We start from the raw sequence: 17328 nt of genomic DNA, 5'->3' as shown, positions 1-17328 counted from the left end.
AATGCTTGCCGAGGATCGAGCAACAGAACGGCCACGCCACCTGTCATAAGACCAGGGTCATCAACCCAACTCTTGGATTACAGGGAATTCAGACATGAGCACAGTTTCCATCATCACCGGCGGCAGCCGCGGGCTCGGCCGCAATACCGCGATCAGCATTGCGCGCCACGGCGGCGACGTCATCGTGACCTACCGCACCGGCGCGGACGACGCCCAGGCAGTCGTCGAAGAGATCGAGGCCCTTGGCCGCAAGGCGGTCGCCCTGCAACTCGACGTAACGGATGTGGCTTCGTTCAAGGCGTTTGCCGGTACTGTCCGTGAGACACTCTCCTCCATCTGGAGCCGCGATACGTTCGACCATCTGGTGAACAATGCGGGCCAGGGTGAAATGGCGAGTTTTGCCGAGACGACCGAAGCGCAGTTCGACGCACTCTTCGACACCCATGTGAAGGGCGTGTTCTTCCTGACGCAGGCACTGCTGCCGCTGCTCGCAGACGGTGGCCGTATCGTCAATTTCTCCTCGGGCCTCACCCGGATATCGGCTGCCGGCTTCTCGGCCTATTCCGCCGCAAAGGGTGCCGTCGAAATCCTCACGCTCTACATGGCCAAGGAATTCGCTGCTCGCGGCATCACCGCGAATACCGTGGCGCCGGGGGCGATCGAGACCGATTTCCTTGGTGGCGCCGTTCGCGACATGCCGGATCTCAACAGCCAGTTCGCGAGCATGACCGCACTGGGCCGCGTCGGAGTGCCCGACGATATCGGGCCCATGGTCGCCAGCCTGCTTGGTCCTGAAAACCGCTGGTTGACTGCGCAGCGCATCGAAGTCTCCGGCGGGCAGGTCATCTGATCGCCGAGGCTTATGGGGAACCGGCGGCGAACTCGGAGGTTGGGGGCGTTCAGCGAAACGATGCGGTGACATCCAGCTGCAGGAGATGATCGATGAACAGCAAGCACCCCAAAACAGCGACGCCCAGCGACGTCGACCTGAAGCGCAATCCCGGAATCGGGACATCGAAGGGAACGATCCGGGACCGCGACGCGGAGCCAGACGGCGAAAACACGTTTGAAGGCGATGTGGAAAATGACACGACCGCTGCCGGAGGTGTCGACCCCCGGCAACGCGGCAGGCAGAACGAATAGCACTCCTTGGGCGGTGCTATCCGAAGCTGCCTGCAGGTCAGCCTTCGAGCCAGCGCACTTCGTCGTCCGAAAGCCTTATCTGAAGTGCTGCGAGGCTGTCTTCAAGCTCTGCTACCGTTCGTGGTCCGATGAGCGGTATGACCGGGAGCGGCTGGCAGACGACATAGGCAAGCGCGATCTGGATCGGACTGCATCCGTGGTCCTTCGCCAGCTGGATCGCCCGATCGCGACGGTCGAAATTTCGGTCCGAATACCAGACGCGGACGATCTCGGCGTCATCGCGCTTGTCGCGACCGGCCTTGTCAGTGAAAAAGCCGCGTCCCTGGCTCGACCAGGCGAAGTTCGGAATCTGCCGGGCATTCAGCCACTCCTTCCACTCGGCGTCGGAAGCAGCGACACAACCGTCCCAGATCGGGTCCAGCATCTCGGCCAGCGAGAAGTTGTTGGACAGCGCCGCAGGCGCGGTCTTCCCATTCGCATTGGCATAGCTGATAGCCTCGTCCATCCGCTCGCGCGTCCAGTTCGAGCCGCCGAAAAAGCCGCGTATGCGTCCTCGTCTGGCTTCCGCATCCATGGCATCCACGAACTCGCCAACGGGGATGTCCGGATTGTCGCGATGCATGAAATAGAGATCGACATAGTCCGTTTTCAGTCGCTCCAGGGTCCGGTCCAGCTGCTTGGCGATGACATCCGGATAGCAGAGCGGAGAATGTGCGCCCTTTCCGATCACGACGATGTCGTCGCGGGGCACCTTGCGGCTGCTGTGCCAGTCTCCAAAAATGCTCTCTGTCTTGCCTCCGGCGTAGATATAGGCGGTGTCGAAGACGTTGCCACCGGCTTCATAATAGGCATCGAGAGTCAGTGATGCGGATGCAAAGTTGGAAAAGAACTCAAATCCGAGTGCCGCTGCCGCAAGCGGCTTGGCGAAACCGGGGAGCTGGCGCCTTGGAAGCGTATTGCCGGGCTGGACAGGCGCGCCAGCGACATTCGTGACGCGCCTGGCAGCCGTCTCGACGCCGTATTCGAGGCCGATAGATGCCCGCCATTGATCGAGAACGCGCAGATTGCCAAGGGAATCCGCCGCGCTCATGCCCGGGGATGCAAACTCGGTCTGGCCGGCACGGACAGCTTCGGCCACGGCGTCCACCTCAAAGGAATAGAGGTAGCGCTTCTCTTCCACTTCGATCGTTCGCCGCTCTTCGCCATTGATAATGTCGATAAGGCCGACGCCGCCTTGCCGGCCGGAGGCGAACCAGAAATCCTTGACCTCGATGGAACCTTTCGAGCCGATGATGCGCAATGTATTGTCCTGCTGCGCCATGATCGAGCAGGATACCTCGGCGATGATGCCACTATCGAACTTCAGTACGGCCGACGCCCATTCATCGACGCCGGAAGCGCCGAGATTGCCGACACCGGAGACGGCGACGGGATCGAGGAAGGGCTTGCCCTCGGCCGCCCCTGCCAGCAAGCGCACCATCGAAACCGGATAACCACCGACATCGAGAATGCCGCCCCCTGCCATGTCATTGGCAAACAGGCGATGTTCGGGACGAAAACTACCCATATTGAAGCCGAAACTCGAACGAATGATGCGCACGTCGCCGATCGTGCCTTGCCTTACCAGTTCGACGATCCGCAGCGTCTGCGGATGGAAGCGGTACATATAGGCTTCGCCGGCGAAAACGCCGGCCTTCCTGGCCTCATGGAAGATGACATCGGCATCGAAGGCCGAGAGCGACATCGGTTTCTCGATCAGCACGTGCTTGCCCGCGCGGATGGCCTTGATGGCCCATTCGGCATGGCCCGTATGTGGCGTCGCGATGTAGACTGCATCGATATCGGCCCCGGCAAGCAGCGCTTCGTATCCCTCAACGACGCGCGCGCCCGGAAATGCTTCGCTCAAGCCTGGCTTGGAGGCATCCCGGGTGGCAATCGCCACGAGGCTGCCCCTCTCGGAATGGGCGATGCCTTCCGCGAAAGTTCGCGCGATGGTGCCGGGGCCGATAATGCCCCAGCGGATCTTCTGCTGTGATGTCATTGGTTTTCCTTTTGGCTAGTCCTGGGAGGAGGGGATGGGGATCAGCGCAGCCGGTTGCCTTGCGCGTCGAAGAGAAAGCTTCGCGCCGCCGAAAGCCCGATAGTGAGGCGGTCGCTTTGGCCGGCATGGCGCGATTCCGGCCTCTCGATGATGAGCGATTCATCGGCGAGGGTAGCGTAGACGTAGCTCGTGTGGCCGAGATGCTCGGCGACATCGATGCGCCCCGTCAGGTCGGCGTCGCCAGCGCCTGCATCGAGGAAGTGCTCGGGCCGGATGCCGAGCGTGACCTGCGATCCTTCCGGTATCGCGCTCGACAAAGGGAGCGTCAGCTTGACGTCCGGGTCCGCGACAAGCGAGATGGTGACGCCGGATTCCCGCCGCTGTTCGACTTTTGCCTTGAGGAAGTTCATCTTGGGCGAGCCGACGAACCCGGCAACGAACTGGTTGGCCGGGTTGTCGTAGAGATCGAGCGGCGCGCCGACCTGCTCGATGCGTCCCGCCCGCAATACGACGATCTTGTCCGCCAGCGTCATCGCTTCCGTCTGGTCATGGGTGACGTAGATCATCGTCGTTCCGAGCTGCTTGTGCAGCCTCGATATCTCGACGCGCATCTGCACCCGAAGCTCGGCATCCAGATTGGACAGCGGCTCGTCGAACAGGAACACCTGCGGCTCGCGCACGATGGCGCGTCCGATCGCGACGCGCTGGCGCTGCCCGCCGGAGATCTGGCCGGGGCGTCGATCCATCAGATCGTTGATTTGCAGGATGTTCGCCGCATGTGCAACGCGGCGCTCGGTGTCCTGCTGCGGATTGCCGCTCATCTGCAGGCCGAAGGAAAGGTTCCGGCGCACCGTCATGTGCGGATAAAGCGCGTAGGACTGGAACACCATGGCTATGCGCCGCTCCGACGCCTCCACATCGTTGACCGTCGTGCCGCCGATCTCGATGGTTCCGTCCGAAATGTCCTCGAGCCCCGCGATCATGCGCAGCAGCGTCGACTTTCCGCATCCCGAGGGGCCAACGAAGACGACGAATTCGCCATCGGCTACTTGGAGGTTTGCACCGTGAATGACCTCGTGGGTTCCAAACCGCTTGATGACATTGGTAAGTGTGAGTCCGGCCATGCTGCCTCCCGTTACTTGACGGCCCCGGCTGCGATGCCGGAGATGAAATGACGTTGCAGGAAGATGAACACGACGAGCATCGGCGCGGTAAGGAGTACTGCTCCCGCCATGATGCCTCCCCAGGAGACCTTTGTGAGACCGATCAGCGTGCCGAGCGCTACGGGAGCGGTCATCACGCCCGGCCGCGAATTGATCAGAAGCGGCCAGAGATAATTGTTCCAGGAAGCCAGGAAGAGAATGATCGACAGGGCGGCCATGGTCGGCCGCGCCAGCGGCAGGGCGATATGCAGGAAAATGCGCCATTCCTTCACGCCTTCTACCCGGGCGGCGTCGAATAGCTCCGAGGGCATCATCGAGAAGGATTGCCGCATGAACAGGACGCCGAGCGAATTGAACAAGGGTGGCACGATCAGCGCCACCCAGGTGTTGGCCAGCTTGAATTCTCGCGCCACCATGATGAATTGCGGGATCACCACCACGGCAAAGGGAAGCGTGATCGTGCCGAGGATGATGGCGATGACCACGGAGCGGCCGGCGAAGCGATAGCGGGCGAGGGCCCAGCCCGCCATCGAGGTCAGCATGACCGACAGGATGGTGTAGATGACGGCGACGGTGATCGAGATGAACATTGCCCGCAGGAAATTCGTATCCGACTGCAGGTTATTGAAGTTCTCGACGAAGTTCGTCGATGGCCAGAGCACGATTTCCGGGCTGAAAATACCGTAATCCGGCGTCGTGGAGAACACGAACATCATCCACAGCGGAAACAGCCAGATGATCGCGAGTGGCGTCAGCGCTGCATGGAGGACAAGCTTGCGCATCATCAGCGTGCGGGATTTGGACTTCATTTCGCCTCCCTCCCTACTAGTAGATTGAGCAGCGAGAAAGCCACGGCCAAAGCGGCAATCGTATATGCTATCGCTGATGCATAGCCGAAATTGAGCGAGGTGAAGCCCTGCCTGTAGAGCAGCAGGCCGAGCGTTTCCGTTGCGCCGCCCGGACCGCCGCGATTGGTGATCAGGAAGGGCTCGGCGAACAGTTGCATCGTGCCGATGATCGAAAGCACGACGCAGAACAGAATGATCGGCTTGAGCAAGGGCAGGGTGATGTGGAAGAACTGCTGTATCTTGCTGACGCGGTCGAGGGTGGCGGCTTCGTAGACGTCGCCGGGAATGGATTGCAGGCCGGCCAGGATGATGATGGCGTTATAACCGGCCCACCGCCATGTCACGGCGATGATGACCAGCGCCATGGCTGCGGTCCCATTGTCGAACCATGAGACGGGCGCCAGGCCGGCAACGCCGATCAGCTTGTTGACGATGCCGAAATCGATGGAGAACATCAGCCTGAAGACCGCCGCATAGGCCACCTCGCCGACAACTACCGGTGCAAAGAAGGCGAAACGATAGAACGGTCTTGCCTTCAGCAGCGGCGAATTGAGCAGCACGGCCATGATGGTTGCGAGTGCGATCATCACCGGCACCTGGACGACCAGGATGATCAGCGTGTTGTAGAGCGCGTTGTAGAACGCCGGATCGGCGACCAGGCGTCCCCAGTTGACGGAAGGATTGAACTTCCACGGATTGACGCGCGTGTTCTGGAACGAGATCAGAAACGAACTTATGATCGGCCATAGCCAAAAGGTCGCGAAGATCAAAAGATAGGGGGCGAGGAACGCATAGGCGATCCTGTTGCGCAAGAGCATCATCTTCTCCCATCACCGAGTTTCAATGAAATGGACCTGACCGGCATTGTTTCATGCCGGCCAGATACGCTCATTCCGCTGTGGGAAGTCCGGTTGCCGTTTCGATCTGCTTGGCGGCGTCGTCCAGGGCTGCTTTCGCATCGGGATAACCATTGGCGAAATATTTGGTCTGGACGGCCTGGTAGATGGAATCAGCGTCGGACTGGAAGGCGGTGCCCCTGGCCGGTACGATTTTCGGCAAGGTGGCAAGAATGTCGGACCAGATGGCCTGGCCGCCCCAATAGGGCTGCGGTTCCTTGACGAAAGGATCGTTGACGGCGCTCAGAAGCGAGGGAACGAGGCCAAAGGATTTCAGCATCGCGACCTGGCCCTCATTCGTGGTCAGCGCATATTCAATATATTTCCAGGCGGCGTCCTTGTTCTCCGATGCCGCGCTGATCGCGAGCGACGATCCGCCGAGATTGGCGGCGCGCGGCCCATCGGCCGTCAGGCTCGGCATCTGATAGACGCCCCATTTGCCGGCGAGATCCGGCGAACCGGAGCGAATGGTGCCTTCGTACCAGGCGCCATACATCTGGCTGGCGGTCTTGCCCGCGGTATTCGCCTGAATCTTTTCGTCCCAGATCGCAGCTGTGATGATGCCGGCATCCTTCATCTGCTTGAGCTTTTCAAGGGTTGCGACGCAGGCCGGGCGATTGATCGTGATGCTCTGGCCATCTGTCGAAAAGTAACCACATCCCTGCTCGTTGGAGATCATGCGGAACCATTCGCTGTCGCCGTTGAAGTCGGCCTGCGCCATCACCGTGCCGGGATTGGCCTCCATCACCTTCTTGCCCGCCACGATGAAATCGTCCCAGGTCTTGATCGTCGCGGGGTCGACGCCGGCCTTTTCGTAGAAGTCCCGGCGATAGAACATGGCAACAGGCCCCGAATCCCATGACATGGCATAGGCCACGCCATCGACTTCGAGCTCGGTTCGCTTGAATTCCGGGAAAAGCGCCTGCACTTCGGGCGTATAGCCCAGTTCCGTCAGATCGGTGAAACAGTCCGGAAACCGGTTCCAGAACACTTCCGCCTCAAAGTTTTCAATGGTTACGATATCAGGCAGCCCGTCACCGCCAGCGGCACAGGCGGCAAGCGCCTTGTCGAAGACCTGGTCGTTGCCGAGATCCTCGATCGTGACCTTGATGTCGGGATATTTCTTGTTGAAGCCTTCGAGCGTGGACTTCAGCGCCGAGGCGGCGACGTTCCAGCTCCAGATCGTTATGTCGGTGGATTGCGCGGCGGCAGGAACTGCCCAGACAAGCGCGAGCGAAACCGCCGCGCCGAGGAACTTGACGCACATTGAAAACCTCCCTTTTCAATTGCCGTTCTGATCGAACATGGGCAGATTAGCGGCAGGCGGATATTTGTCTCGTACAATGGGAACATGAATTTGGCAGAAAGTAAGGTCGGCGAGCGAGCGATTTACCACCCCGGGGCCAGCAGCATCGAAGGCTTTCCGACCACGCTGCAGTTGTTCCACGGCCATCCGCCGATCATGCTTCGACCTCACTGGCACGCGCAAATCGAGGTGAACTACATCATGCGCGGATCAGTACATTACCGCATGGGCAGCCATGATCTGCAGCTCGACGCCGGCCAGATGTGCCTCTTTTGGGGCGGACAGCCGCACCAGATGGACCGATCATCCGACGATTCGATCTATGCCGGTGCACATCTGCCGCTCGTCTATTTCTTCCGCATGCGCCTTCCGGCCGCTGTATCGGGCATGCTGATGCGCGGCACCACGATGCTGACCTCCGCGACGGACAGCGCCGACGACGAGAATTTTCCCCGCTGGTATCGCTATGTGACTTCCGGCGACACATTGAAAGCCCAACACGCGGTGGAGGAGCTTCTGCTGCGTGTCGAACGGATGTTTATCGAGCATTATTCCATCGTTTCTTCCGACAACAGGATCGTGAACGACAATCCGTCGATTTCGCTTTCGGACAGCGTTGTGCGCATGTGCGACTTCATCGCCGACAATTTCCTCGAGGAGATCGATGCCGGCGATATCGCGTCTGCCGCCAGCCTTCACCCGAAATATGCCATGAACCTGTTTCGGAAGACGACGGGCATGACCTTGATCAAATACCTGACACTGCTCAGGCTTTCCCGGGCGCAGGCCATGCTGGTCAGCGGCAATGGCAGCATCCTGCAAATCGCGATGGATAGCGGCTTCGGCTCGGTCAGCGCCTTCAACAAGGCTTTTCGGCTGATCGCCGGCATGGCGCCCTCCGACTTCCGCCGTGAAGTACGCTCCGCCGCGGTTTGACCTTCGAGCGAGCTATTCGGCGGTTGCAAGGTGGCCATCGCCCCTGCTCATGACGCGGCGATCGCCTTGACCTGTTTTACCGTCGCATCGAAGAATGCCTGGGCGAGGGCCTGGTCGTTCACGGCGCGTGCGAGCGTCATCGCTCCGACCATGATGGATAGAATTGCCATGGCCTTGCTCTCTATCTCCCCATCGCCACTTTCGGAAATCATGCGCTCGAGTATGTCGAGATATGTCTTTATTCCCGCTTCGAATGAAGCCTTCACGGCGCTGCCCTGCCTGGCGGCATCCGAACCGAGTGCAACGACAGGACAGCCGTCCATCTTTTCGTTCTGATGTTCGGGACTGAGGTAAAACGCGATAACTCCGCCAAGCGAATCCATCGGCTTTGCTGTTGCCGCCGCCGACCATTGCTGTGTCGCGCTTTCCAAGGCCCGGGCTGAGGCCTGTGCGATGAGATCTTCCTTGGAGGCGAACTGCTTATAGAACGCCCCCTGCGTCAGACCGGCGGCTTCCATCAATCCCTTCAGGCCGATTCCATCGAAGCCATGCTCCCTGAAGAGACGGCTTGCAGTTTCAATCACCGCTTGGCGGTTTTCCGATGCTTGAACCCGACTGACACGCATGGTGACCTTCTTCCAATTAGATGGTGTTCGAACTCTATAAGTGATGGGCTGCTGCCATGCAAGTTCTTGCCGGTCGATCATCGCTACGAGACCTACGCGCAACTGCCGGGAATTTAGATTGCGTTCGAACTTTAAATGAATTATAGAGTTCGATCATAATCTAATTTGCACTGTAAGCGCACACTCCGCGAGGTTAAAAGGCATGAGGCACAAACGGCTTCTTTTCATCGGCATGATTGTGCTTTCGGCCTCCGCCGTCACCGCGGTTGTTCTTTTCTCGCAATGGCCGGAGCGGGAGGCGTCGGCTGCAATCGATCCCCGCATCGCCCCGCAACTGGTCAAGACAGTCGAAACGGCGAGTGTGGCAAGCGCTTCAAGGTCCTTCACCGGCACGATTGCGGCGCGGGTCCAGAGCAATCTCGGGTTTCGCGTCCCCGGCAAGATTGTCGAACGCCTTGTGGATGCCGGCCAGCAGGTCAAGGCAGGTCAAGCCTTGATGCGCATCGATGACACGGATCTGCGCCTTGCCTTGACGGCGAAGCGCAATGCGGTGGTTGCCGCGCGCGCGGCCTTCGTCCAGGCGAGTGCCGACGAGAAGCGTTATGCGTCACTTGTCAGGGACAGGGTGGCCGCAACGCCGCAGCGTTACGAGCAGGCCAAGGCGGCCCTGGATACGGCCGAAGCACAATTGGCTGCGGCTGAAGCGGAATCCAATGTTGCCGGGAATGAAGCGACCTATTCCACGCTGGTGGCAGGCGCAGACGGAACGGTGACCGCTGCGCTCGGCGAACCCGGACAAGTCGTCGCCGCCGGACAGACGGTGGTTCAACTGGCGCATGCCGGCCCGCGCGAGGCGGTGGTTTCCCTTCCTGAAACGATACGTCCCACCATAGGCTCGGAGGCCGAAGCCTGGCGATATGGTGACGCCCAGCGGGTCGGGACAGCGCGCCTTCGACAGATTTCCGATGCTGCCGATGCCCAGACCCGCACCTATGAGGCGCGCTACGTGCTCGAGGGAGATGCTGCTCTGGCACCACTCGGCTCAACGGTGACGATCAGAATTTCCAACGGCGAAAGGCAGCCGGAAATCTCCGTGCCGATCGGTGCGGTGCTCGATGATGGTGATCGCACCGGGGTCTGGATCCTCGATCGAGATTCCTCGACCGTGCGCTTCGCCGCCGTCCGGATCAAACAGCTCGGCGGAGAAACCGCCATCGTGACAGGCATCGCGCCCGGGCAGGAGGTCGTTGCGCTGGGGGCACATCTTCTCAAGGAAGGCGCTGCCGTGAGGACCGCGCTCCAGGCAGAGGCGGCCAAGTGATGAGCTTCAACCTTTCCGCGCTGGCGGTTCGCGAGCGAGCCGTCACCCTGTTCTTCATCCTCCTTCTGGCTGCGGCCGGCATCTACGCCTTTGCCAAGCTCGGCCGGGCGGAGGATCCATCCTTCACCATCAAGACGCTGACGGTCACCGCCGCATGGCCCGGCGCGACCGCGCGCGAGATGCAGGACCTTGTAGCCGAGCCGCTCGAAAAGCGTATCCAGGAACTGACCTGGTATGACCGGGTCGAGACAACGACGCGGCCGGGCTTTGCCTTCCTGACAGTCACGCTGAAGGACAGCACGCCACCCGATGCGGTCGAGGAAGAGTTCTATCAGGCCCGCAAGAAGCTCGGAGACGAGGCCGGAAGCCTGCCGCAGGGCGTTTTCGGCCCCTTCGTCAACGACGAGTATTCTGATGTGAGCTTTGCGCTCTATGCCTTGAAGGCCAAGGGCATGCCAATGCGGGAGCTTGTGCGACAGGCAGAACTGATACGGCAGGACCTTCTGCATGTCCCTGGGGTCAAGAAGATCAACATTCTGGGCGAGCGGCCCGAACAGATATTCGTGGAGTTTTCCTATGACAAGCTCGCAACTCTCGGGATATCCGTACAGGAAATAGCTGCGGCCTTGCAGCGGCAGAATACCGTCACGCCGGCCGGATCGATTGATACGCGCGGGCCGCAGGTCTTCATCAGGTTCGACGGGGCTTATGACAGCATCCAGGCGATCTCCGATACGCCGATCGTCGCTGCCGGACGCACGTTGAAGCTGTCCGACATTGCGGATGTCCGGCGTGGCTATGAAGATCCGGCGACCTACATCATCCGCCACGAGGGCGAGCCGGCCATCATGCTCGGAGCCGTGATGCAGCAGGGCTGGAACGGTTTGGATCTGGGCGAGGCTCTGGAAGAAAGATCGACTGCGATCGCGCAGACATTGCCCCTCGGCATGACGCTTGCCAAGGTCAGCGATCAGGCGGTGAACATCGACGAGGCCGTGAGCGAGTTCATGCTGAAATTCGCGATGGCGCTGGGCGTGGTGTTGTTCGTGAGCCTGGTCAGCCTCGGCTGGCGTGTTGGAATTGTAGTGGCGCTCGCGGTCCCGCTGACGCTTGCGGTCGTGTTCCTCATCATGCTGGAGACCGGCAGGTTTTTCGACCGTATCACGCTCGGCGCTCTCATCCTGGCGCTTGGACTTCTGGTTGATGATGCCATCATTGCCATCGAGGTCATGGTGGTGAAGATGGAAGAGGGCATGGATCGCATCAAGGCGGCGGCCTTTGCCTGGAGCCATACTGCGGCACCCATGTTGTCCGGAACGCTTGTGACGATCGTTGGGTTGATGCCCGTTGGCTTTGCGAGATCGAGCGCCGGTGAATATGCGGGCAACATCTTCTGGGTCGTGGGCTTCGCGCTGATCGTCTCCTGGATCGTCGCGGTGATCTTCACACCTTATCTCGGCGTCAAGATGCTGCCGGCGATCAAGCCGGTGGATGGGGGCCACGAGGCGATCTACGATACGCCAAACTACCGCCGGCTGCGCAGACTGATCTCCTTCGCCGTGCGCCACAAATTCCTGACATGCACGATCGTCGGCGTCGTCATGGCGCTCTCGGTCGCCGGAATGGGCGTGGTGAAACAGCAGTTCTTCCCGACGTCGGACCGCCCGGAAGTCCTCGTCGAGGTCCGCCTGCCGGAGGGCACAAGCATTGAAACGACGACTGCCGCCGTCGAGAAGCTCGAACGGTGGCTGAAGGACCAGCCCGATGCGGAGATCGTTACCAGCTACATCGGGCAGGGGGCTCCGCGCTTCTTCTTCGCCATGGCACCGGAACTGCCCGACCCGGCATTCGCCAAGATTGTCGTGCTTACCCCGGATGCGGAGGCGCGCGAGTCGTTGAAGCATCGGCTCAGGGAAGCCATATCGGCGGGGCTTGCGCCCGAAGCGTTCGTGCGCGTCACGCAGCTGGTATTCGGTCCATATACGCCATTCCCCGTCGAATTCCGCATCATGGGGCCGGATCCGAAGCAATTGTACCGGATTTCCGAGCAAGCTCTCGATATCATGAAGCGTGTTCCCGATGTCAGGCAGGCAAACCGCGACTGGGGCAATCGCACGCCTGTTCTTCGTTATGTCCCCGACCAGGAACGGCTTAGCCTAATCGGTCTTTCGCCGACCGAAGCAGCCCAGCAGATGCAGCTTCTGCTGACGGGCATTCCCTTTACGCAGGTGCGTGAGAACATCCGCGACGTACCTGTCATAGCCCGCAGTGCCGGCGAGAATCGCCTGGATCCGGCAAGACTGGCCGATTTTTCGCTGATGAGCAGGGATGGCCGCCAAATTCCGCTGGATCAGATCGGGTACTCCGAAATTCGGTTCGAAGAGCCGATCCTCAAACGTCGAGACCGAACGTCGATCATCACGATCCGCTCGGATATCAGCGAGGGGACGCAGCCACCGGAGGTATCACAGCAGGTCATGACGGCCTTGCAGCCGCTGATCGCTTCGCTCCCCGTGGGCTATCGCATCGAAATGGGCGGAAATATCGAGGAATCGCTCAAGGCCAACGTTGCGCTCGCAAAGATTTTCCCGGTCATGATTGCCGCCATGCTGATCATCATCATCCTGCAGGTCCGCAGTCTTTCGACCATGACCATGGTCATGTTGACGGCCCCGCTCGGCCTCGCGGGCGTCGTCCCGATGCTCATCGTTTTCGATCAGCCGTTTGGCTTCAATGCCATAATCGGCTTGATTGGACTGGCCGGTATTCTGATGCGCAACACACTGATCCTCACCGAGCAGATCAAGGAGAACCGGGCGGCGGGCCTTGATGACTATCATGCCGTCATCGAGGCTACGGTTCAGCGGACACGGCCGGTGATCCTGACCGCGCTTGCGGCTGTTCTTGCCTTCATTCCGCTCACGCATTCGGTGTTCTGGGGCTCGATGGCCTATACGTTGATCGGCGGCACGGCCGCTGGCACGGTGCTGATCCTCCTCTTCCTGCCGGCGCTCTATGCCGCATGGTTCGGCATCAAGCCCGCGCGGGACGAGGTGCCCAATCCCGCTGCAACGGCAGACGAATTGGCGGTAAACATGCCAAGGGCGGCAGAATAGCTGGGACGCTTCTCGATCGCCGCTGGCCGTTGTCCCTAGCTCAACCGTTGGACCAGTCTGATCCTGATCATCTCGCCGGCTTGCTTGCCGATCGATTTGAGCAGGTCGCCCTTGAGCGGCAGCTTGTGCCGGCCATCCCCGAGAGCCATGAAAGCGCTCTGAAATGGCATGCCCTCGGCGACCGCCCGAACCTTTACCAGTCCCCGGGTACCAAAGAACTCCACCGAGTGCGGCCAGACCACATAGGTCCAGCCGCCCTTGGCCGGGCTCCTCTGGATTGTTGCTTCGAAAGCTTCGTCCAATGTCTGTTGCATCGTCATACTCCAATGGCATTATATCTCTAGGACGCACGACGCTGGGCAAATCCGACAGGGAGAGGCCAGTTGTTTTGACAGCACGGCCGAATGTGCGATGCTGAAGACGATCCGATTTTTCATGGAGGATAAATTGTTCCTCCGCTTGAGATGGATGCCATGACGACCAACGAGCTCTCACAATCAATCGTAGTTTTGCGGTCTGTGATCCCGGACGATGCCTTCACCGCGCCGGCATTGGGGACAGTCAGAGAAGGCAGCGCTGTTGTCATCCGCGAAGACGGACTATTGCTGACGATCGGCTATTTGATCACGGAAGCCGAGGAGATCTGGCTGACCCGACACGATGGGCATGTGGTGCCCGGACACGTCCTCGCCTACGATCAGGAAAGCGGGTTCGGTCTCATACTGCCCATGGCTCCTCTTGACCTTCCTTCGGTGAAATTCGGAGACGCCAGTGCTGCATCATTGGGTAGCCCCGTAGCGCTGATCGACGGGCTCGGGCAGACGGTGCGGTCAAGAATTGTCGCAAAACAGGAGTTCGCGGGATATTGGGAATATCTTCTGGACGAAGCGATCTTCATCGCACCGGCACATCCGTCCTGGGGTGGTGCCGCGCTCTTCGACCAGGACGGAAAGCTTCTCGGTATCGGCTCCTTGCATTTGCAGATGATGATGAATGAAGACCGGGCCGACATAAACATGATCGTGCCGATAAACCTGTTGCTTCCGATCCTCGACGATCTGCTGGTGCAGGGCAGGGTCAACAAGCCGCCGCGCCCCTGGCTTGGCGCTTTTTCTGCCGAGAGCAATGGCAAGGTCGTTGTCATGAGCGTTTCGCCGAAAGGCCCGGCCGCCGAGGCCGGCTTGCGCGATGGCGATATCATCTCCGAAATCGAAGGCGCCGAGATCAACGGCTTGGCCGATTTCTACCGAAAAGTATGGACGAGCGGCCCGGTCGGATCTGAGATACCGCTAAGGGTCATCCGCAACGGACGGGAGGCATGGCTGCGAATAAAGACGGCTGATCGCAACAGTTTCCTGAAGAAGCCTCAACTGCAGTAGATCCGGACGATGGCAAATTTTCTTATCGATAGCGACGATACTGGTGGTCGGACAATCCTGCTCGCTCATGGGGCCGGTGCGCCTATGGATTCCGATGCAATGACAGCCATCGCCCGCTCACTGGCGGGGGTAGGTTTTCGGGTTGCGCGTTTCGAATTCGATTACATGGCGGGGAGGCGAACATCGGCCGGCAGAAAGCCGCCGCCCCGTGCCGAAAGTCTCATTCCGGAATATCTGGCCGCGGTGGAAGCACTCGATGCACGCGGGCCTCTGTTCATAGGCGGCAAATCCATGGGCGGGCGCGTTGCCAGCATGATTGCGGATGAACTTCATGCATCCGGCAAAATCAATGGGCTCCTTTGTCTCGGATATCCTTTTCATCCTGTCGGCAAACCGCAACAGCAACGCACGGCGCATCTCGCCGAGATGACCACGCCAACGCTTATAGTCCAAGGCACTCGCGATCAGTTTGGCAGTCGGGACGAGGTCGCCGGATACAGGCTCTCGGACAAGATCGAGATGCTCTGGCTCGAGGATGGCGATCATGATTTCAGGCCGCGCAAAAGCGTATCCGGATTTGTCATGGCCGACCATCTGGCAATAATGGCTGCGCGGGCCGCGGCCTGGGCTGGCGCATTGACCGTGGCCTCCGCGGCAGCGGACGGCGTCAGGGGCGGCCCCGCATCCGCTGCCTGACCTCAGGCCTGCATCACCGAATAGTCCATGTCCTTGAGGTCGCTGAGCAAGCTGGGACCAGTCGGCAGCCAACCCAGTTTCTGCCGCGTCAGCGCGCTCGAAGCCGTTATGTCTGCCGCAGCGAACATGGCGAACCAACTGAAATGGGCTTGCGCTTCCTCTTTCGAGAGCGAGATGGCTGGCAATCCAAGGCCGGTGGCCACCGTTTCGGCGATATCGCGCGCGGAAACACCCTCTTCGGCCACTGCATGGTAGCGGAGGCCAGGTTCGGTGCGAGCGGCCGCCAGCACGTAGAGCTTCGCCACATCATCCACATGAGCCGCGGCCCAGCGATTGGCGCCCTCGTCGACATAGGCGACAACGCCCTTTTCACGCGCCATGGCGATATAAGGTGAGATCAGACCCTGTTTGACAGTGTCGTGTACTTGCGGAAGCCGAACGACGCCGAGATTGACGCCCGCCTCGAGTTGTTCCTGCCCGGCCAGTTCCGACGCTATGCGCGGATTGAAATGACCGGCGTCGAATACATCCTCGCGAGCCGGCTCGCCATTGCCCGGATCGCCGATGCCGACGCCCGACGTGATAAGCAGCGGCCGGTCGGATCCCTTCAGGACAGACCCGAGCGCGCCGATGACGCGGCGATCCTTTTCGCAATTGGCCGCGAAGTTCGAGAAGTCATGGTCGAACGCCGTGTGGATGACCGCGTCGGCATTCTCGGCTCCCTTGGCCAGGTTTGCGGGGTCCTCAAGCGTTCCGAAATGAGCGGACGCACCGGCGCTGGCCAGCGCTTTCGCTCCGGCGTCGGAACGGGTGACGCCTGTCACCTCATGGCCAGCCGCCAGTAGCTCGCGGAGGACCCGGGACCCGATGAACCCGGTGGCACCTGTCAGAAAAACACGCATATGAAATCTCCATGTATTGACGTGCCGGGTGATCTCATGGAAAATTGTCCTGTTAAAGTAGTGACTTTATCCTAGTATAATTGCCAACAGGATCGCATGAGCGACAACGTCACAGAAAATGCTCTCGGCACATTCCTGCGTGACCGCCGCATGCGCCTTGAACCGGCTTCATTCGGCTTTCAGCCGGGGCGCCGCCGCACGCCGGGCTTGCGGCGCGAGGAAGTTGCGCTGCTCGCCAATATAAGCCCGACCTGGTACACCTGGCTGGAGCAGGGGCGGGGCGGAGCGCCGTCCGGCCACGTGCTCGATCGCATCGCAAAGGGGCTGATGCTGACCGAGCCCGAGCGTGATCATCTCCATATTCTCGCTTTCGGACATCCTCCCGAACCGCGTTACCGGCAGCACGATGGCATCACGCCTCGGCTGCAGCACGTACTGGACGCCATGCCCTTCAGCCCCGCCATCATCAGAACCGCGACATGGGATGTGGTGGCGTGGAACAAGGCAGCAGCCGTGATACTGACGGACTATGCCAAACTGCCCAGGGAGAAACGCAACGTTCTTCGCATGATGTTCTCCGATGAGCGCATGCGCGCCGTGCAGGACGACTGGCGCACCGTCGCGCGTTATGTCGTTGGCGCATTCCGGGCCGATGCTGCACGCGCCGGGGCAGGCGTGGAAATTCGCCAACTGGTCGAGGAACTCTCGGCCAGCAGCCCGGAATTCAAGGCGATGTGGGACGACAATGAAATCACGACCACGCGCGAAGGCATCAAGAGCCTTCACCACCCAATCCTTGGACGGATAGATCTGGAATTCTCGACCTTCGCGGTCGAAGGCCGGTCCGATCTCAACATGATGGTCTACAGTCCGGCAAATTCCGAGGTGACGGAGCAGTTTCGCTCGCTGATTGCCAGCGCCTGCTGAAGGCGAGGCCGGTTTGCCGAACTCCCGC

16 protein-coding genes are annotated in these 17328 nt (G+C 60.3%); 8 read left to right on the top strand and 8 right to left on the bottom strand.

Annotated elements, in window-relative coordinates; translation table 11 throughout:
* Nucleotides 1–94 precede the first annotated feature (94 nt).
* Nucleotides 95–850 carry an SDR family NAD(P)-dependent oxidoreductase gene (locus M8997_RS19385; RefSeq protein WP_250019545.1) on the top strand — a complete coding sequence of 252 codons (756 nt, stop codon included), beginning with the start codon at nt 95–97 and terminating at the stop codon, nt 848–850.
* Nucleotides 851–942: 92 nt separating this feature from the next.
* Nucleotides 943–1143 carry a hypothetical protein gene (locus M8997_RS19380; protein ID WP_250019546.1) on the top strand — a complete coding sequence of 67 codons (201 nt, stop codon included), beginning with the start codon at nt 943–945 and terminating at the stop codon, nt 1141–1143.
* Nucleotides 1144–1180: 37 nt separating this feature from the next.
* Here M8997_RS19380 and M8997_RS19375 read toward each other — a convergent pair whose 3' ends face one another.
* The 5 genes from M8997_RS19375 to M8997_RS19355 form a co-directional block, all read right to left on the bottom strand.
* Nucleotides 1181–3184 carry an aldo/keto reductase gene (locus M8997_RS19375; RefSeq protein ID WP_250019547.1) on the bottom strand — a complete coding sequence of 668 codons (2004 nt, stop codon included), beginning with the start codon at nt 3182–3184 and terminating at the stop codon, nt 1181–1183.
* 41 nt (nt 3185–3225) lie between these two features.
* Nucleotides 3226–4308 (bottom strand): ABC transporter ATP-binding protein, encoded by a 1083-nt coding sequence (locus M8997_RS19370; protein WP_250019548.1) that lies wholly within the window; start codon nt 4306–4308, stop codon nt 3226–3228.
* 11 nt (nt 4309–4319) lie between these two features.
* Nucleotides 4320–5156, bottom strand: coding sequence for a carbohydrate ABC transporter permease (locus M8997_RS19365; protein ID WP_250019549.1), 837 nt, complete (start codon nt 5154–5156; stop codon nt 4320–4322).
* Entirely contained in the window at nt 5153–6013 is an 861-nt protein-coding gene (locus tag M8997_RS19360; protein ID WP_250019550.1) for a carbohydrate ABC transporter permease, read from the bottom strand. Before M8997_RS19360 ends, M8997_RS19365 begins: the two co-directional genes overlap by 4 nt.
* 70 nt (nt 6014–6083) lie before the next feature.
* Entirely contained in the window at nt 6084–7358 is a 1275-nt protein-coding gene (locus tag M8997_RS19355; protein WP_250019551.1) for an extracellular solute-binding protein, read from the bottom strand.
* An 84-nt stretch (nt 7359–7442) separates the two neighbouring features.
* Here M8997_RS19355 and M8997_RS19350 point away from each other — a divergent pair, with 84 nt between their 5' ends.
* Nucleotides 7443–8333, top strand: coding sequence for a helix-turn-helix domain-containing protein (locus M8997_RS19350; protein WP_250019552.1), 891 nt, complete (start codon nt 7443–7445; stop codon nt 8331–8333).
* A gap of 47 nt (nt 8334–8380) precedes the next feature.
* Here M8997_RS19350 and M8997_RS19345 read toward each other — a convergent pair whose 3' ends face one another.
* On the bottom strand, nt 8381–8959 hold the full coding sequence (locus M8997_RS19345) for a TetR/AcrR family transcriptional regulator (RefSeq protein WP_250019597.1): 579 nt from the start codon (nt 8957–8959) through the stop codon (nt 8381–8383).
* A gap of 202 nt (nt 8960–9161) precedes the next feature.
* On the opposite strand from M8997_RS19345, the gene M8997_RS19340 reads away from it, so the two are divergent.
* On the top strand, nt 9162–10280 hold the full coding sequence (locus M8997_RS19340) for an efflux RND transporter periplasmic adaptor subunit (RefSeq protein ID WP_250019553.1): 1119 nt from the start codon (nt 9162–9164) through the stop codon (nt 10278–10280).
* Nucleotides 10280–13396, top strand: a complete 3117-nt coding sequence (locus tag M8997_RS19335; protein ID WP_250019554.1) for an efflux RND transporter permease subunit — start codon at nt 10280–10282, stop codon at nt 13394–13396. Before M8997_RS19340 ends, M8997_RS19335 begins: the two co-directional genes overlap by 1 nt.
* Before the next feature lie 35 nt (nt 13397–13431).
* On the opposite strand, the gene M8997_RS19330 is transcribed toward M8997_RS19335, so the two are convergent.
* A complete protein-coding gene (locus M8997_RS19330; protein ID WP_250019555.1) occupies nt 13432–13710 on the bottom strand; it encodes a DUF1905 domain-containing protein in 279 nt (92 codons plus the stop codon).
* 159 nt (nt 13711–13869) lie between these two features.
* Between M8997_RS19330 and M8997_RS19325 the strand changes: the two genes are divergently transcribed.
* Together M8997_RS19325 and M8997_RS19320 are read left to right on the top strand one after the other, a co-directional pair.
* Entirely contained in the window at nt 13870–14775 is a 906-nt protein-coding gene (locus M8997_RS19325; RefSeq protein ID WP_250019556.1) for a S1C family serine protease, read from the top strand.
* 9 nt (nt 14776–14784) lie between these two features.
* Nucleotides 14785–15471, top strand: coding sequence for an alpha/beta family hydrolase (locus M8997_RS19320; RefSeq protein WP_250019557.1), 687 nt, complete (start codon nt 14785–14787; stop codon nt 15469–15471).
* Between the two features lie 2 nt (nt 15472–15473).
* Here the strand turns inward: M8997_RS19320 and M8997_RS19315 are convergent, their stop codons facing one another.
* Complete coding sequence (locus M8997_RS19315; protein WP_250019558.1) at nt 15474–16373, bottom strand: SDR family oxidoreductase; 900 nt, start codon at nt 16371–16373, stop codon at nt 15474–15476.
* A gap of 96 nt (nt 16374–16469) precedes the next feature.
* Between M8997_RS19315 and M8997_RS19310 the strand changes: the two genes are divergently transcribed.
* The gene (locus M8997_RS19310) at nt 16470–17300 is read left to right on the top strand and encodes a helix-turn-helix transcriptional regulator (RefSeq protein ID WP_250019559.1); all 831 of its coding nucleotides are present in this window, start codon (nt 16470–16472) and stop codon (nt 17298–17300) included.
* Nucleotides 17301–17328 lie beyond the last annotated feature (28 nt).

This window comes from Phyllobacterium sp. 21LDTY02-6, assembly GCF_023554255.2.
Lineage (GTDB): Bacteria > Pseudomonadota > Alphaproteobacteria > Rhizobiales > Rhizobiaceae > Phyllobacterium.
The sequence above is the reverse complement of the archived record's forward strand: the minus strand, read 5'-3'. Positions and strand labels throughout refer to the sequence as shown.

What these genes read in the sequence shown, in the direction of transcription:
- M8997_RS19360 (WP_250019550.1), bottom strand. Translation starts at nt 6,013, where the DNA reads ATGCTCTTGCGCAACAGGATCGCCTATGCGTTCCTCGCCCCCTATCTT.
- M8997_RS19345 (WP_250019597.1), bottom strand. Translation starts at nt 8,959, where the DNA reads ATGCGTGTCAGTCGGGTTCAAGCATCGGAAAACCGCCAAGCGGTGATT.
- M8997_RS19380 (WP_250019546.1), top strand. Translation starts at nt 943, where the DNA reads ATGAACAGCAAGCACCCCAAAACAGCGACGCCCAGCGACGTCGACCTG.
- M8997_RS19325 (WP_250019556.1), top strand. Translation starts at nt 13,870, where the DNA reads ATGACGACCAACGAGCTCTCACAATCAATCGTAGTTTTGCGGTCTGTG.
- M8997_RS19320 (WP_250019557.1), top strand. Translation starts at nt 14,785, where the DNA reads ATGGCAAATTTTCTTATCGATAGCGACGATACTGGTGGTCGGACAATC.
- M8997_RS19365 (WP_250019549.1), bottom strand. Translation starts at nt 5,156, where the DNA reads ATGAAGTCCAAATCCCGCACGCTGATGATGCGCAAGCTTGTCCTCCAT.
- M8997_RS19370 (WP_250019548.1), bottom strand. Translation starts at nt 4,308, where the DNA reads ATGGCCGGACTCACACTTACCAATGTCATCAAGCGGTTTGGAACCCAC.
- M8997_RS19375 (WP_250019547.1), bottom strand. Translation starts at nt 3,184, where the DNA reads ATGACATCACAGCAGAAGATCCGCTGGGGCATTATCGGCCCCGGCACC.
- M8997_RS19340 (WP_250019553.1), top strand. Translation starts at nt 9,162, where the DNA reads ATGAGGCACAAACGGCTTCTTTTCATCGGCATGATTGTGCTTTCGGCC.
- M8997_RS19310 (WP_250019559.1), top strand. Translation starts at nt 16,470, where the DNA reads ATGAGCGACAACGTCACAGAAAATGCTCTCGGCACATTCCTGCGTGAC.
- M8997_RS19355 (WP_250019551.1), bottom strand. Translation starts at nt 7,358, where the DNA reads ATGTGCGTCAAGTTCCTCGGCGCGGCGGTTTCGCTCGCGCTTGTCTGG.
- M8997_RS19315 (WP_250019558.1), bottom strand. Translation starts at nt 16,373, where the DNA reads ATGCGTGTTTTTCTGACAGGTGCCACCGGGTTCATCGGGTCCCGGGTC.
- M8997_RS19330 (WP_250019555.1), bottom strand. Translation starts at nt 13,710, where the DNA reads ATGCAACAGACATTGGACGAAGCTTTCGAAGCAACAATCCAGAGGAGC.
- M8997_RS19335 (WP_250019554.1), top strand. Translation starts at nt 10,280, where the DNA reads ATGAGCTTCAACCTTTCCGCGCTGGCGGTTCGCGAGCGAGCCGTCACC.
- M8997_RS19350 (WP_250019552.1), top strand. Translation starts at nt 7,443, where the DNA reads ATGAATTTGGCAGAAAGTAAGGTCGGCGAGCGAGCGATTTACCACCCC.
- M8997_RS19385 (WP_250019545.1), top strand. Translation starts at nt 95, where the DNA reads ATGAGCACAGTTTCCATCATCACCGGCGGCAGCCGCGGGCTCGGCCGC.